This window comes from Methylomonas defluvii, assembly GCF_033949435.1.
GTDB lineage: Bacteria > Pseudomonadota > Gammaproteobacteria > Methylococcales > Methylomonadaceae > Methylomonas > Methylomonas defluvii.
On the sequence record NZ_JAXARY010000021.1, the window covers coordinates 1 to 14,889 of the forward strand.

The 14,889-nt window shown below is 54.1% G+C and carries 15 protein-coding genes; 13 read left to right on the plus strand and 2 right to left on the minus strand.

Annotated elements, in window-relative coordinates; genetic code table 11:
- Nucleotides 1-563, plus strand: a 563-nt coding sequence (locus QLH52_RS19080) for a hypothetical protein (RefSeq protein WP_319962606.1), incomplete at its 5' end; no start/stop codon positions are given.
- Nucleotides 564-702: 139 nt separating this feature from the next.
- Entirely contained in the window at nucleotides 703-1,167 is a 465-nt protein-coding gene (locus QLH52_RS19085) for a hypothetical protein (RefSeq protein ID WP_319962607.1), read from the plus strand.
- Nucleotides 1,168-1,334: 167 nt separating this feature from the next.
- On the opposite strand, the gene QLH52_RS19090 is transcribed toward QLH52_RS19085, so the two are convergent.
- Nucleotides 1,335-3,590 (minus strand): hypothetical protein, encoded by a 2,256-nt coding sequence (locus QLH52_RS19090; protein WP_319962608.1) that lies wholly within the window; start codon nucleotides 3,588-3,590, stop codon nucleotides 1,335-1,337.
- A 57-nt stretch (nucleotides 3,591-3,647) separates the two neighbouring features.
- A complete protein-coding gene (locus tag QLH52_RS19095; RefSeq protein WP_319962609.1) occupies nucleotides 3,648-4,787 on the minus strand; it encodes a hypothetical protein in 1,140 nt (379 codons plus the stop codon).
- Between the two features lie 151 nt (nucleotides 4,788-4,938).
- On the opposite strand from QLH52_RS19095, the gene QLH52_RS19100 reads away from it, so the two are divergent.
- From QLH52_RS19100 to QLH52_RS19150, 11 genes are all read left to right on the plus strand, one after another.
- Nucleotides 4,939-5,484, plus strand: a complete 546-nt coding sequence (locus tag QLH52_RS19100) for a type II secretion system protein N (RefSeq protein ID WP_165385939.1) — start codon at nucleotides 4,939-4,941, stop codon at nucleotides 5,482-5,484.
- 21 nt (nucleotides 5,485-5,505) lie between these two features.
- Nucleotides 5,506-7,410, plus strand: coding sequence for a type II secretion system secretin GspD (gene gspD / locus QLH52_RS19105; protein WP_033159029.1), 1,905 nt, complete (start codon nucleotides 5,506-5,508; stop codon nucleotides 7,408-7,410).
- The gene (gspE, locus tag QLH52_RS19110) at nucleotides 7,397-8,908 is read left to right on the plus strand and encodes a type II secretion system ATPase GspE (RefSeq protein WP_101052113.1); all 1,512 of its coding nucleotides are present in this window, start codon (nucleotides 7,397-7,399) and stop codon (nucleotides 8,906-8,908) included. Before gspD ends, gspE begins: the two co-directional genes overlap by 14 nt.
- A 6-nt stretch (nucleotides 8,909-8,914) precedes the next feature.
- On the plus strand, nucleotides 8,915-10,126 hold the full coding sequence (gene gspF / locus QLH52_RS19115; protein ID WP_319962610.1) for a type II secretion system inner membrane protein GspF: 1,212 nt from the start codon (nucleotides 8,915-8,917) through the stop codon (nucleotides 10,124-10,126).
- A 96-nt stretch (nucleotides 10,127-10,222) separates the two neighbouring features.
- Nucleotides 10,223-10,654 (plus strand): type II secretion system major pseudopilin GspG, encoded by a 432-nt coding sequence (gspG, locus tag QLH52_RS19120; RefSeq protein ID WP_319962611.1) that lies wholly within the window; start codon nucleotides 10,223-10,225, stop codon nucleotides 10,652-10,654.
- Complete coding sequence (gspH, locus tag QLH52_RS19125) at nucleotides 10,639-11,181, plus strand: type II secretion system minor pseudopilin GspH (RefSeq protein WP_319962612.1); 543 nt, start codon at nucleotides 10,639-10,641, stop codon at nucleotides 11,179-11,181. Before gspG ends, gspH begins: the two co-directional genes overlap by 16 nt.
- Nucleotides 11,178-11,555: a type II secretion system minor pseudopilin GspI gene (gene gspI, locus QLH52_RS19130; RefSeq protein WP_319962613.1), complete on the plus strand. Its 378-nt coding sequence runs from the start codon at nucleotides 11,178-11,180 to the stop codon at nucleotides 11,553-11,555. Before gspH ends, gspI begins: the two co-directional genes overlap by 4 nt.
- On the plus strand, nucleotides 11,545-12,123 hold the full coding sequence (gene gspJ / locus QLH52_RS19135; RefSeq protein ID WP_319962614.1) for a type II secretion system minor pseudopilin GspJ: 579 nt from the start codon (nucleotides 11,545-11,547) through the stop codon (nucleotides 12,121-12,123). The genes gspI and gspJ overlap by 11 nt, the downstream gene beginning before the upstream one ends.
- A complete protein-coding gene (gene gspK / locus QLH52_RS19140) occupies nucleotides 12,120-13,040 on the plus strand; it encodes a type II secretion system minor pseudopilin GspK (RefSeq protein WP_319962615.1) in 921 nt (306 codons plus the stop codon). The genes gspJ and gspK overlap by 4 nt, the downstream gene beginning before the upstream one ends.
- Nucleotides 13,033-14,226, plus strand: a complete 1,194-nt coding sequence (gene gspL / locus QLH52_RS19145; protein ID WP_319962616.1) for a type II secretion system protein GspL — start codon at nucleotides 13,033-13,035, stop codon at nucleotides 14,224-14,226. The genes gspK and gspL overlap by 8 nt, the downstream gene beginning before the upstream one ends.
- Nucleotides 14,207-14,722 (plus strand): type II secretion system protein M, encoded by a 516-nt coding sequence (locus QLH52_RS19150; protein WP_319962617.1) that lies wholly within the window; start codon nucleotides 14,207-14,209, stop codon nucleotides 14,720-14,722. Before gspL ends, QLH52_RS19150 begins: the two co-directional genes overlap by 20 nt.
- Nucleotides 14,723-14,889: the final 167 nt, after the last annotated feature.

Here is a 14,889-nt window from a genome sequence, read left to right on the forward strand (position 1 = left end):
CGCTGCAGATTTCATTGAAAACATGCGGATCGTTTTCGACGAACATCTACCGCGCTGGAACTATCGGGCTATTCCTCAAACCAACTAATTTCAGGAAGTTATTTTTGGCGGAATCCTTAGTGTCAGTTATTGCAGTCATAATCTCTGCGGTTTCTTTAGTGCGTACACGCAAGCTAGCTGCGGAGCAGTTAGCGCTTGAACGTATTACCGCCGAACTTTCAAGACTTCAAATTAAGACACTTGAAGAACAAGAATTTTTAAAAACCAAGCCACAATTAAATGTTGCAATAACAAAAGTTGGAAACTCTAGCAATTTCATAATTTCAAATACCGGAAAAGGTAGTGCGTATGATGTAAATCTTGAGCTTGTCGATTGTCCTGACAATCCACTTCTTACAAGCGATACTGATGAGAAATTGCCTTGCCCTGAAATGAGGCCAAACTCACGAATTAAGCTTCTTGCTGCTATGCACATGTCTAGCCCTCTTACCTATCAAGTAAAACTGACGTGGAGGGAGTCCTCTGGAGAGCCGCAGTCAGAAATACATTGGGTTTCGAGGTGAGCTTAAAACAAGTCGGTCAAAGGGACGCGCCGCCCGTTGGCGGTTTTGATGTTTAGTTTTTTATCAAGGTTCGGCTGCTTCGTTTAAGCTCTCAGGAAGCTGCGCCCTCTTACCGTAACGTTAGGCCACTCGGAAAAACATGCCAGCCACTGCCAAAGATTATTTTAATTTAATGGTTGTTCCAACTGTTCAGGAATTCAAAAATTCGTCGTATGACCTACGGCTAGGCCTTCTTTCTACATTAGTTCTAAATCACATCGTTGATCATCTTGCACAGGAAAATCAGTTGGCGACGGATCGGAATACGATGGATGCCCGGGTAAAATCCAAACGTGAAGAGATTCTTAAAGAATGTCAGGATTTTCAGTTTATATGGGATGTCGCTGACGCGACTAAACATGCAAAATTGAGGGTAAGTGACCGAGAAGTATCGTCGTCATCGCAGCTTTCTGGGTCGTCAGGGTTGTTTCAGGCACCTTTCGGGGAGGGTGTTTTTGCTGAGGCTGCCGTTGTATTCGCTATTCTTGAAAATGGCACGGAAAAACCATTATTGCCTGCTGTAATATCCGTCTTTGAATTTTTAAAGTCTAAAATAAGGCCGTAAGGCGCACCGCGTACGGCGCATTGACGTTAGCGTAATGCGCCGAATGATTAAGGCCAACATACGGCGCAATACGGCTACGCCTATTGACGCCCTACATTTCTAAGATTAAACGCGACCGGAGCAACAGCCGATAAGTGCCGCCGCTCCGGTCGTATGCAACGATAGGCTTACTTAGCCGGTTCCGCAGGCTTTGCCGGGGCCGCTGCCGGAGCAGGCGCATCAACTTTTGCTGGCACCGCTTTTTCCTCAACCTGGGCTGCTTGTTCCGTTTCTTGCTTGGGTCCGATATAGCCTTTATGCCAGGCATAGGCCGCGCCGGCCAGCAGGATCAGCAAAAACACGTAGCTTTTCCAATGGCTTTGCTTTTCGCCGAATGGATCGACCATTTGCATTTCCGCGTCTTTCGGTAATTTGGCGACACCGGTCAACAAGCGTCCGAAGGGGATGTTGATAAAGGCTTTGGCATTCACCGCCCAGCCGCAGGCGTCCAGAACCGGTGCCAGATTGCGTTGGCGTAGTTTCAAATAAGCGATAAACATGGATGGGCCGGAAATCGCCAGCATCACGCCGATGATGGCCAGCGGCATTTGCCACCAGACTAGGCCCATGAAGCTGCTCATCACGGTGGCCAGCGCGGTGCCGATGGCGCCGATTGCCAAACCGATGGCGGCGAAAATCCCGGCGAATTTGCCGACGTCGAATGGGGCCGGCGGTTCCTTGCCTTGTCCGGCGTTGGTGCCTGCTTCGGAAATTCCTTTAAACGTATTTTCGTGGGCCGCTTTGTCGCGGGCCGACGCGCTTTTTTCCAATTGCTCGTTAATCATCCGCGCGACACGTTTATAAGGCGCCCAGAATGCTTCTTTGATGCTGATCGGGTTTTCGATGATTTTGACGATGGTCGCATCCCAGTCCACGCCATTGCGGTCGTAAAACACGCCGTTGCGGCCGACGCGCAGATTGTCGCTGTCGCCGCCGGTAAAGGCCGCGGCGATGGTCAGGGTTTCGTTGCTGCCTTGGCGGCGGCAGACGCAATAGGCCAGAAAGATTTTGCTCAGTTCCGCCAACTTGCTATGGCTGTCCACGTCATCCACTTTCACGCACAATTGGCAGCTTCTGCCGTCCAGATACAAGGTACCGGCTTGGAAAATAGCGTGCGGTTCCGGGCTGTAAAAATCGCGAAACGATACGAAGTTGTTTAATAAGGTGTACAGATCGCGGTAGTAATGCAGCAAGCGCACGACAGAATCGATGGCTTTGGCGTGCGGTTCCAAAGCCAAATCCTGTTCTACCAAGCCGGTCAATTTGGCTTGCGTATCGCTTTGCAACAGCGTTTTGATGCGCTCCAGCCCCAGGCTTTCGACGGCATTGGCAGGTTTTTTCTGCAACCAAGTCTGGTAATCGGCGAATTGGCCGACCACGCTTTGCCATTGTGCGTCGGACAAGCTATCCAAAGTGCCGAGCAGCGGTGTCAGTACTTGGGTTTTTAACTGGTCTATCGCAGCCCGCCAAGCCGGATTCAAGCCGGCATTTAACGGCAAGTTAGCGCCGGCGGCGATAGCGGCCAGCGGCAGTTTGGCCAGCTCTTCGCTGCCGGCGGATAAATCGATGCCGGCTAGTTGCTCGTAGCGGCTGTCGGCTGGGTTCAACAACTCGGTCGCGCCGGTGTCGAATTCCGCCAATTGACAGCGGGTAAAAAAGTCGTCGATTTTGGGTTTTACTTGCGCTAGCAAGCCCGCCGCCGCTTCGGTGTCGGCGATTTGATTGCGAATCCGCACGGCTTCGGCGTCGCTCTGTTGCCACCAATCGAAGTATGCGCCGGCGTCTTTAAAAAACTGTTCGATTTTTTCCAGATTAATGCCCGGCTCGCCGCTGCGGTCCTGAATTTCGCCCAAGCAGGCGATGATGTCGGTGATGGCTTGCTGGCCGGCCTCATCGCCGGCGGCTTTAACCGGAATAATGCCGTCGCCGTTAAATTGGGTGTTGGCGAAAATCTTGGTCATATCGGCCAGATCATCGGCGGTGATTTCGGTCGCATCCGCCTTGCCCAGATTTTTTAAGATCTCGACGGCGGAAGCCAGTAGCTGTTGACCTTCTTCATCTTGATCGTTAATCGCCGCCAGCGGCAGTGTGGTGTTTTGTTGGATCAAATCGGCCGGGTTTTTCAGCACTTTACTCACCCAACGCACCGCTTCGATGACCTCGTTCGCTCTGATGCGGCCGTCGTTATCCGTATCCAGTAGCGCCAATGTTTGGTTGTCGAAGAACAAGCCGTGGGTCGGGCAACTCAGCGCCGCCCATAATTTCTGATCCAGTTCAGGCAGTCCAATCAAATCGCTACCGCGCTGCAATTCAACCTGATCGAAACCGCCGAGTCGGGCAAACCGCCATTTTTCGGCAACATTGCGGCTGGATATGGGCGTCATGGTGTGTCTCCTGTGTTGAGTAGTTTTTGTTATGTCTATCACGAAATTTCGTTAGTTTTACAGACTTGGGTCGCCTGACGCAACTTGCTTTATTGGGTTGCAGGCCGGGCAAGAGACTTGCAATAACTCGCCGCTATGTCTATGCCTTAAAGGCCGGGCGCGGCCGTCCAATTGATTCATGTCTTGGTAAAGCCGGTTTTCGTGATGAATCACTTCGCGTTCGTGCTCGAAAGGGTACAAAGTCTGGGCCATGCCGCCGCCGTCGATAAAATGTTGGCTGTCCAGTAACATTAACTTGGCATGCAGCAACTCATGCAGTAAGGCGTCGGCGGGTGAGATGCTGCAGGCGGGTGTGCTGTCGCAGCCAGGATCGTTCAGCAATTGCGCACCCAAGCGGGTATCGAAATAAATCGTCACGCTATCCACACCAAATTCGTTGCCAAAAGCCTGGGTTTGCCAGGTATTTTGCCGGTATTTGAGTACGAGTTTTTGACCACGCAGTTCGTTAAGCAAATTCACTGCTTGCGGGTAGTGTGAAAAGTAGTCGGCCATCACCGCCAGATCCGCGCGGATACTAGAGGGATCGGCGGACTCGGCCTGGTAGATGGTGCTTAGAAAATTGGCAATTTCCGTTTTCGCCAGCGCATCGCTGTTCAGCGTGGCCTGCTTTTGACTGTAGGCCGCCATCACTTCCGCTGCGTTGGGCGGTTTACGCAGACGCAAGCGTACCGTCGCGGCGCCGTCTGGATCTACCGATAGCTTGGCCTGCATGCTGTTGACCGGTTCGGCTAGTTGGCTGGCGACGGCCTGCACGGCATTGACCGGCTGCAAATCGTTGGCGCTTACGATGCGCGAAGAGCCCAGCATGCCTATGCAAAAACTCAACACCAGACTGACTTCGCGGCGGCGGTTATGCAAGATAGCGCTATCGTCGCGCTGCCGGCTGTCTTCTTTAAGATAGATGTCGTAGCGCCGGGCGATGGCTGCCAATTCGGCATAAGCTGAGGCTGCGTCGCGGCTCAGGCCGGCTTGGCACACCAAGGCCGGTTTGCCGCCGATTAAGCAGGGATGCAGAAAGTTGCGATCCGCCGGCTGTTGCAAATACCAGCGATTTAAATCGCCGGCTAATTTGTCGATTCCCTCGATGCGGCTCGCCTCGCCGCCAAAGGCCTGTGCCAGGGTTGATAATCCATTCATGTGCTTAGTTGATATGGTTGGGTTCGGTTTTCCGGCCGACTTTATCAGCGCTTTGGGGCCGTCGGCAAGTCAACCGCCGGCGCGGATGGGGCGCTATTGGCCGGGTCGGCTTTGTCATAAAACAGTCATGTTTTCCCAGCATAATTCATCCATGATGAAATTTGCGGGATATTCAAGATTTGCTTTCGCTTGGAAATCAGCGGCGTGTGGATTGGGCGGCGGCGCTTCTTTGCCATGGCTTGCCACAGCGCTGGCTACGGTTTATTTGCTTGCGGTGTTGTATGCCAATCTGCCCGATGCGTTGGCCGATGTCGACCAGATGCCGGCAGAGTCCGCAGCGCCCATCTCACCCGAAATGGTCACGCAAAATCCGCCCATGGATTTGTCGGAAATCGGCACTTGGCATTTGTTCGGGCAAAGCCCGAATAGCGTGTCTGGTGATGGCGCCGTTGCGGAGACGCAATCGCAACTCAAACTGCTGGGTATCCTGTTTTTATCCAAGAATCCGGAAAATGCCAGCGGCATCATCCAAACCGACGACGGCCAGCAAAAGAAATATAGGCTGGGCGATGAACTGCCCGGCGGCGCGGTGTTGCATTCTGTCGAAGCCGACCGGGTGTTGCTGAAGCGTGGCGAACGCCGGGAATCCCTGTTATTAAAAAAAGATAGCGTCCACGCGCCAACCGCCGCCGAATAATCCCTCCCTTGTAAACTGCAAATGAAAACACGCTTGTTGATCGGCTTGCTGCTGGCCATATTCTGCCCGATGGTACTGGCGGAAAAAGACGAATTCTCGCTGAATCTGAAAGATGTCGATATTCGCGCGCTGATCGAAACGGTTGCCGATGTCACCGGTAAAAACTTTATTATCGACCCGCGCATTACCGGCAATATATCGGTGGTGACTTCCACGCCCATGAAGTCCGCGCAAGTCTACGATGTATTCCTGTCCATACTAAAGGTGCACGGCTACTCGGCGATTCCGAACGGCAATGTGGTTAAGATTATTCCCAACGTCACCGCCAAGCAGGACGGCGAGGAAAGCGAGTTGCGCGGTAATCCGCAAAACGGCGACGAGCAACTGACCCGGGTGTTGCAGGTGCATCACGTCGATGCGGCGCAACTGGTGCAAACCTTGTTACCCTTGATGCCGCAATACGCCTTTATCGGTGCGGTGCCGGAAAGTAACACCGTCATCCTGTCCGATACCGCCGCGAATGTTAAGCGCTTGGCGGCGATGATCAAGCAAATCGATAAAAGCGATTTACAAAACATTGAAATTATCAATCTGCGCCATGCCAACGCCGCCGATTTGATACTGCCGCTGAATACGCTGATTACCAGCAATAATGCCGGAAAAACCACGGCTGTCCCGCCGCCCATGGTGGCCGACGAACGCTCCAATTCCATTATTCTGGGCGGCGACCCGGAGATGCGCTTGCAGATGCGGGCCTTGATCGCCAATCTGGATACGCCGATGGAAAAAGCCGGCAATACCGAAGTAATTTATATGCGTTACGCGGTAGCCAAGGAATTGGTGGAAACGCTGACCGGGGTGGGATCTTTAAAAGACGAAAAAGCCGATCAAGCCAAAACCAAAGCCACCACCGCCAAGGACTTTGATATTCGCGCGGACGAAGCCGCCAATGCGCTGATTATCACAGCGCCGCACGATTTAATGTTGACCTTGAAATCGGTGGTCCGGCAGCTGGATGTGCGCCGCGCGCAAGTGCATATCGAAGCGATCATCGCTGAAGTCAGCTACGACAAATCGCAAAATATCGGCGTCGAATGGCAAACCAAGGACGATGGCAGCGTGTTTGCAGCCAGCAGAAAAGGCGAAGGCAACTCTTTGAATCTTTCGCAATTCATTACCTCCGCCGGCAAGGGCCTAAGCATCGGTTACTTGGCCGGCAGCGAACTAAAAGCCTTGCTGACCGCCTTTGCCAGCGATACCGATGTCAATGTGTTATCCACACCATCGTTGGTGACGATGGATAATGAAGAAGCCAGCATGATAGTCGGCCGCAACATCCCATTAACCACAGGCCAATACACGCCGTCGGTCGGAGGCAGCCTGAGCACCCCGTTTCAGACTATCCAGCGCGAAGACATCGGTATCAAACTCAAAGTCTTGCCGCAGATCAACGAAGGTAACGCGGTTAAATTGAAAGTCGCGCAAGAGGTTTCCAGCGTCGTGCAAGGCACGACCGGGGCCGACTTACAAACCAATAAACGCAAGATCGAAACCAGCGTATTGGTTGATGACGGTAAGGTATTGGTATTGGGCGGCTTGATCGAAGACGACATCACCGAAACCGTGGATAAGGTGCCGCTGTTGGGCGATATTCCTTACCTGGGCTATTTGTTCCAAACCAATTCCACGACCATCACCAAAAAGAATCTGATGGTGTTTTTGCGCCCGCAAATCATCCGGGACGCGGGTAAATCCAGCGGTTTGACCCACGACAAATACAACTACATTCGCGACAAGCAGCAAGAGTTTAACGAGGACGGCGTGCTGTTGATGCCGGAGCAGAAACAGCCTCTGCTGGATAACTTAGCGGACGACAATGCGGCTGCGCAAGATAACGGGGAGGCCAGTCGCAATGGCAGCCGCTGAACCAACAGCGCCAGCCCCGACCGATAACAGGCTGCCGTCTTACGGTTTTGCCAAACGTCACGGCGTGCTCGTTGCCGAATATTCGGCGCAGCAGGCGCGTATCGTTTACCAGCCCAAAGCCACGGTAACGGCGTTGTTGGAAATCCGCCGCTTTGTGGATCGGCCGGCGAGTTTTGAATCAGTCGGCGCGGAGGAATTCGAACGACTGTTGCAAGCAGTTTACGAACACAAAACCGGCCATGCTCAGCAGATGGTGGCCGATATGCAGGACAATCTGGATTTGTCGGAGATGGCCCAGCATCTGCCCAAGCCGGAAGACTTGCTGGAAAGCGAAGACGAAGCGCCCATCATTCGCTTGATTAATGCACTGCTCACCGAGGCCATCAAGGAAAACGCCTCGGATATTCATATCGAATCCTACGAAAAGCGTATGGTGGTGCGGTTTCGGGTGGATGGTACTTTACGGGAGATTATCGAACCGCAACGCGAATTTGCACCGATGGTGATTTCCCGCCTGAAAGTGATGGCCAAGCTGGACATCGCCGAGAAGCGCTTGCCGCAGGATGGCCGCATCTCCTTGAATATCGGCGGCCGTACCGTGGATGTGCGGGTATCGACTTTGCCTTCCGGCCACGGCGAGCGGGTGGTGTTGCGTTTGCTGGATAAGCAGGCCAACCAACTGAGCCTGAAGCAAGTCGGCATGTCGGATTACGAACTGGACAGCATTCAGCAGATGATAGCCCGGCCGCATGGCATTATTTTAGTGACTGGGCCGACCGGTTCCGGCAAGACCACCAGCTTGTACGCGGTGGTTAATCAATTGAATCAACGCAGCCGTAATATTCTCACCGTCGAAGACCCCATCGAATACTATCTGGACGGCGTTGGCCAGACCCAGGTTAATGCCAAGGTGGATATGACCTTTGCCAAAGGCTTGCGGGCTATTCTGCGCCAGGACCCGGACATTGTGATGGTCGGCGAGATTCGTGACCGGGAAACCGCCGAGATTGCGGTGCAGGCCAGCTTGACCGGCCATTTGGTGCTATCGACTTTGCATACCAACACCGCCGTGGGTGCCATTACCCGGCTGCGGGACATGGGCATAGAGCCGTTTTTGCTGGCATCCAGTTTGGTCGGCGTCATCGCCCAGCGCTTGTTGCGCAAACTGTGTCCACATTGCAAAACGCCGGAGCAGGTGCCGGCTCGGGATTTAGCCAAGCTGGGCTATAGCGGCGACGCCGAGCAATGGGTGACGGTGTATCAAGCCCAAGGCTGTCCGCAATGTCATAACCACGGTTACAAGGGCCGGGCCGGGATCTTTGAAATGATCATGCTGGATAGCGCGATGCAGCAGTTAATCCATGACGGCGCCGGCGACCAGGAACTGGAACGGCATGCCCGACTGACTTCGCGCAGCATTCAACAAAGCGCGCTGGAAAAAGTCCTGAACGGCGACACCAGTATCGACGAAGCCATCCGTATCACCTTAAAGGACTAACTGGGCATGGCGGTCTTCGAATATCAAGCGCTGAACGGCAAGGGCAAGTCGGTTAAAGGCACGATTGAGAGCGACACCATCAAAACCGCGCGCCAACAATTGAAAGCCAATGATTTAACCCTGCTGGACATTCAGGAAGTTCATAAAAAAGAACGCAGCGGCCAGTCGCCCTTATTGGCGCAAAACATCGGCATGCGCGCGCTGGCGCATATTACCCGGCAATTGGCCGCTTTATTAAAGTCCGGTTTGGCGATAGACGAAGCGCTGGGCATTATCGCCCGGCAATTGGAATCGGCCAGAGCCAGACGGATTTTGCTGGCGATCAGAAGCCGGATTCTAGAGGGCCAAAGCCTGGCCGTGGCCTGTCAGGCGTTTCCCAGTACCTTTCCGCCCTTGTACCGCGCCACTATCGAAGCCGGCGAATCCTCGGGCAAGCTGGATCAGGTCTTGGAAAAACTCGCCGACTATCTCAGCGACAAAGGCCAGCTGCATCGCAAATTACAGATGGCGATGATTTATCCGGTGTTGCTGTCGTCCGTGTCCATATTAGTGGTCATCGGTCTGTTGGCGTATGTGGTGCCGGAAATTACCGGCGTGTTCGACAAAATGGGACACGAGCTGCCGGCTATTACCCAGGCCTTAATTAGTTGCAGCGATTTTTTGCAGCGCAATGGCTTGCTGCTGCTGGCTATTGGCGTGGCTTTATCGGTAGCCGCCAAGCTGATTCTGCGCCGGGAGCGGCCGCGCATGCTGTTTCACCGTTGGCTGCTGACCATGCCAATTACCGCCCGTTTTTCCAAAGGCTTAAACACCGCCCGCTTTACCCGCACACTGGCGATTTTGACCAATAGCGGCGTCGAGCTGCTGGAAGCCTTAAAAATCTCCAGCCAGGTGTTGGCGAACGAGGCGATGCGGCAGGCGGTGGCGCATACCGCGATTCGCGTGCGGGAAGGCCAGAGCTTGAACAAGGCGCTGGAGGCCAGCGGTTTCTTCCCGCCCGTGACGATACATTTGGTGGCCAGCGGCGAGGCCAGCGGCCAATTGCCGCGCATGCTGGAAAGCGCCGCCGACGATCAGGAGCGTGATATTCAGGCGCTGACCGAATTGACCATGGGTTTATTCGAACCGGCCTTGATTTTGTTCATGGGCCTGGTGGTTTTGACCATCGTACTGGCGATTCTGTTACCGATATTTGAAATGAACCAGCTGATCAGATAGGTGTTTTGTCATACGCCTGTCACGTTGGCTTTCTAATCTTCTCTCTGTTGTCCCGCATACCGGGGCGTGCTTAAACCAATAAGACTTTAAACCGCTATGAGACATAAAAAACAGCAAGGCTTTACCCTGATCGAAGTGATGATCGTGGTGGTGATTTTGGGCATCTTGGCGTCCATCGTCGTCCCGAAAATCATGGGCAGACCGGACGAGGCTAGGGCCACGCGCACCTTGCAAGACATCAGGGCCATCAGCGCCGCGCTGGACTTGTACAGACTGGATAACTTCAGCTACCCCACCACCGACCAAGGCCTGGAAGCTTTGGTGCATAAACCCGCCAATCTACCGGCCAGCGCGCATTGGAAGCAGGGCGGTTATCTGGATCAACTGCCGGTCGATGCCTGGGGTAAAGCGTATTTTTATATGCAGCCCGGCGCGCACGGCGAGTTTGATTTGTATTCCTTTGGCGCCGACGGTGTGGAAGGCGGCAGCGAAGCCGGTGCGGACATCACCAATTGGGCGCAAAAATAAGCCCATACCCCAGCTTGAGCGCGCGTGGCTTTACGCTGATAGAACTGTTAATTGCGATGGTCCTGATCGGCGTGATGAGCAGCATGGCGATGCTGGCGATGGGCAATGCCGATCTCAGCAAGCAGCAACAATTGGAAATTCAGCGCCTGCAAAAGCTGCTGGCGCTGGCCGAACAGGAAGCGATGATACGCGGCGAAAGTATCGGCTTGGAGTTGGTTGGTCAGGGTTATCGTTTTCTGTCGCCGGCACAAGGCAAGTGGCAGGCTGAGACGGGCGATGCGCTATTCAGGCAGCGGGATTTGCCAGCCGGTATGCGATTGGCTTTAAGCCTGGACGAAAAGCCAGTGTATCTGAATCAACGGTTCGGCGGCAAAGTACATCCGGAACCGCAGATTGTGTTTACCCCGGACGGGGCCTCTGCGGTGTTTCAAATTGCTTTGGATTTAGCCAAAAGCGAGTTCCGGTTTTGGCTGAGCAATACGGCGGACGAGGGCTTGGCCATTTCCAGCGCCGCTCTCAAGCCATGAAATACCCCGGCGACGGCGGTTTTACGCTGTTGGAGGTGCTGATTGCCTTGGCCCTGTTAGCCATCCTGATGGCCGGCCTGATCAAGATTACCGCCGATAACACCAAGAATCTTTGGTATCTGGAAAACAAAATGATAGCCGCGACGATAGCCGCTAATCATGCGGTGCAATTACGTCTGGATACTGAAAAGCCGGAGAACCAGGACGGCTGGGAAACAATGGCCGGGCGACGCTGGTATTGGCAAGCCAAACGCGGCGTGACGCCGAGTCTAGGCGGCACGGTCTGGGATTACCGGATTGAGGTGTTCATGGAAGGCGACAAGTCGCCTTACGCCGGCCTGCTTAGTTATGTTCCGGCCGGCCATGCACAATAGCGCCAGTCGCGGCTTCACCTTGTTGGAAATCCTGATCGCGATGGCCGTGTTTGCCATCATGGCGGCCATGGCTTACGCCGGTTTGCGTGCGGTGTTGGACGCCAGAGCCGGTACCGAACAGCGCTCGGACAGCATCGCCGCGTTGCAGCAAACCTTGTATCTACTGAACGAAGATTTAGCCCAGGCTTTGCCGCGCTCGATTCGGGACGAATTGGGTAGTGAACAGCCGGCTTTTTCCGGTGGCAACGGCGAGGAGTTGCTAACTTTGACGCGCAGCGTGCCGGAATGGTCCGAGTTGTCGATACGAAGTGATTTGCAGCGTGTCAGTTATCGCCTGGAAAACGGCAGTTTGTACAGGCAGGTCTGGATCGTGTTGGACCGTACCCAGCAGACGCAGTTTCGCCGTAAAAAATTGCTGAATGTAAGCGCGTTTGAATTGCGCTTTTACGGCAGCGACTGGATGACGCATTGGCCGGCGGAAGGCAGCGGATTGCCCAAAGCGGTGGAAGCGAATTTTAACTTGGCCGGCCTGGGCGACATGCGCCGGCTGTTTCTGGTGCGGGAATGAAGTTGCTAGATCAGAATCAACGAGGGATCGCGTTGATCACGGTGATGCTGATACTGGCCATCGCCACGGTAGCGGTCGTGTCCATGTCCAGCGCGCGGCAGCTGGATATTCACCGCACCGAAAATCAACTGCGCAGCATGCAAGCCTGGGAATATGCGTATGGCTTGGAAAGCTGGGCGATTGGCCGGCTGTCGGGTGATGTCGATGGTGTGGATGATACCTGGTCCAAACCGCTGGCAACGACCGTGGTGACTGGCGGCACGATGCAAGCCGGCATTGAGGATTTGCAAGGCCGGATCAATCTGAACAACTTGTTGGTTGAGGGAAAAGTGTCAGTGCCGGATGTAAAACGGCTGGAACGCTTGCTGGCGCAGCTAAAGCTGAAAACCGAGCTGGTGCAGGCCATTACGGATTGGATCGATGCAGATATGGACGCTGGCTATCCTCACGGTGCGGAAGACGACACCTATACCCGATCTAAGCCCGGCTACCGCGCCGCGAACCGGCAATTTGCAGATGTCAGCGAGTTATTGCTGGTACAAGGCATGACGCGCGAGATTTATTCGAAATTATTGCCGTATGTGTATGTGGTGGAAGGCTACGCGCCGCTGAATGTTAATACCGCCAGCGCTACCGTGTTGCGCTGCTTGGCGGACGACATCAGCGCCGATCAGGCGGCATCCATCTTCAGAGCCAGAGGCAAGCCTTTCGCCAAAGTCGCCGAATTTTTAAAGGATGAAACGGTTGCCGACGCCGGCATCGGTAAATATGGTTTGGGTGTCAGTTCGCAAAACTTTTTATTACAAGGGCAAATTGATATGGGCAAAACCCATTTGCAGTTTCAGTCGCAATTGCAACGCGATAGTGGCGGCGCGCAAGTCTTGAAGCGGCAGCGCCAGGGTTTGGCGCATGGCTGAAAAACTGCTGGTCAGATTCGGCGCCGAATCTGCCGATAAACTGGAATGGTTGAGTCTTGCCGGGCCTGATAGTCGGCCGACATCAGGCACGATGGCCGAGTTGGCAGCGGCTGCGCAGGGTAAGTCTGTGCTGCTGTTATTGCCGGCTGCCTCGGTGTTGTTATTACAAATCGAGCTGGCGGTTAAAACCACCGCGCAACTGAAAAAAGCCTTGCCGTTTGCCTTGGAAGACCTGTTGGCCGAGGACGTGGAAAATTATCATCTGGTTTGGTTAAAGCAGGACCGGGATAAACTCGCCGTAGCGGCGATTACGCACGACACATTAGCGGCGCTGCTTACTCCGTTTCGCGAAGCCGGTTTAGAGCTGGCAGCTGCGTATCCGGAAACCTTATGCCTGCCGTATCAGCTTGGACAAACGACTTTGTTGCTCGACGACAGCAACGCTATTTTGCGCAGCGCTGCCTATTTGGGCGGCGGCGTGGATGCGCAATTTCTGCCGCAACTGTTGGAAAAAGCCTGTGCCGAAGGTGTCGATTGCCAGACTTTGCTGCTATGCAAAGCCAGCGAAGACATCAAGCTGCCGGATGGTTTGGCAATTGAAGGTTTGGAAACAGTCATAGCAAAGCTTTTGCCATTCATGGCGAGTGCCGTCGAATTATTGCCGGCTGAGCTGAATTTGTTGAGCGGTGCCTATGCCGCCAGCAGCCGGCAAGTAGGCCGCTGGCAACAGTGGCTGCCAGCGGCCATTATTTTGGCGGTGGCCTTGGCGGTGCAGAGCTACGCCTTATTGCACACCTACTGGCAACAGCAAGCCGAGCTGAGCGAGTGGGAAGCTAAAACCCAAGCCTTGTTCAAACAGACCTTTCCCGAGGTTAAGCGCATCGTCAATGTCAAAGCCCAAGCCGAGCAACAATTGGCGCAGCTCAGAAAACAACACGATGTCATCGGTAGCGGTTTCATGCGCTTGTTTTACCGGTCAGGCTTGGTATTAAAAGACACGCCGGCTGTGCATTTGAAAAAACTCAATTTTCTGAACGGAGGTTTGCAGTTGCATGTGGTTGCCGAAGACATCGGCCAGCTGGAGCAATTTAAACAGCAGTTGCAAAGCAGCATGCAGGTCAAAATTCAATCGGCCGACAGCGGCGCAAACGGCGTGGAGGCGCAACTTGAGATTCGCGAAAAATGACTTAACCCAGCGTTTTGCTGAACTATCACCCAGAGAGCGAGTGCTGGGGCTGGGCGGTTTATTGGTCGTACTGGTGTATGGCGCATACCTGCTGTTTTACCAACCAATTGCTGAACAAAGCCGCTTGCTGACGCTAAAAATCCAGGCGCAAAGGCAAATCTATAGCTATTTACAACAAGTCGGCAACGAAGCGGCGGCTTTGCGGCAACAAGCCGCGGTTGATACGCCGGCAGTGGATGGCGGTAATCAATCGCCGCTGGCGTTAGTCGATTTCAGCAGCCAACAGCTGGATATAAAACCGGCGATCAAACATCTGTCACCGGAAGGCGAGGACAAAGTCAGCGTCTGGCTGGAAAATCTGGCCTTCGACCGACTGATGTCATGGTTGACAATTTTGGAAACCAAACACCGCTTGCAAGTGCTGCAAATCGATGTGGAAAAACCGGCCGATGCGGACGGTATCGTTAACGCCAAAGTCTTGTTGGGCGTTGTTTAGCCCGCCTTCATATTAGCCTGGCCTTTAACGTCCGTCGCTCCCGCGCAGGCGGGAGCCCAGTGTTCCCAATCGATTGGTGAAGCGGTCGCAAGGCGTTTGCTTGTCGGGGAATGCCGTGTTCAGCGCACGCAGAGTTCGAAGCTTGCCATCCATGGCACCGGACGCCC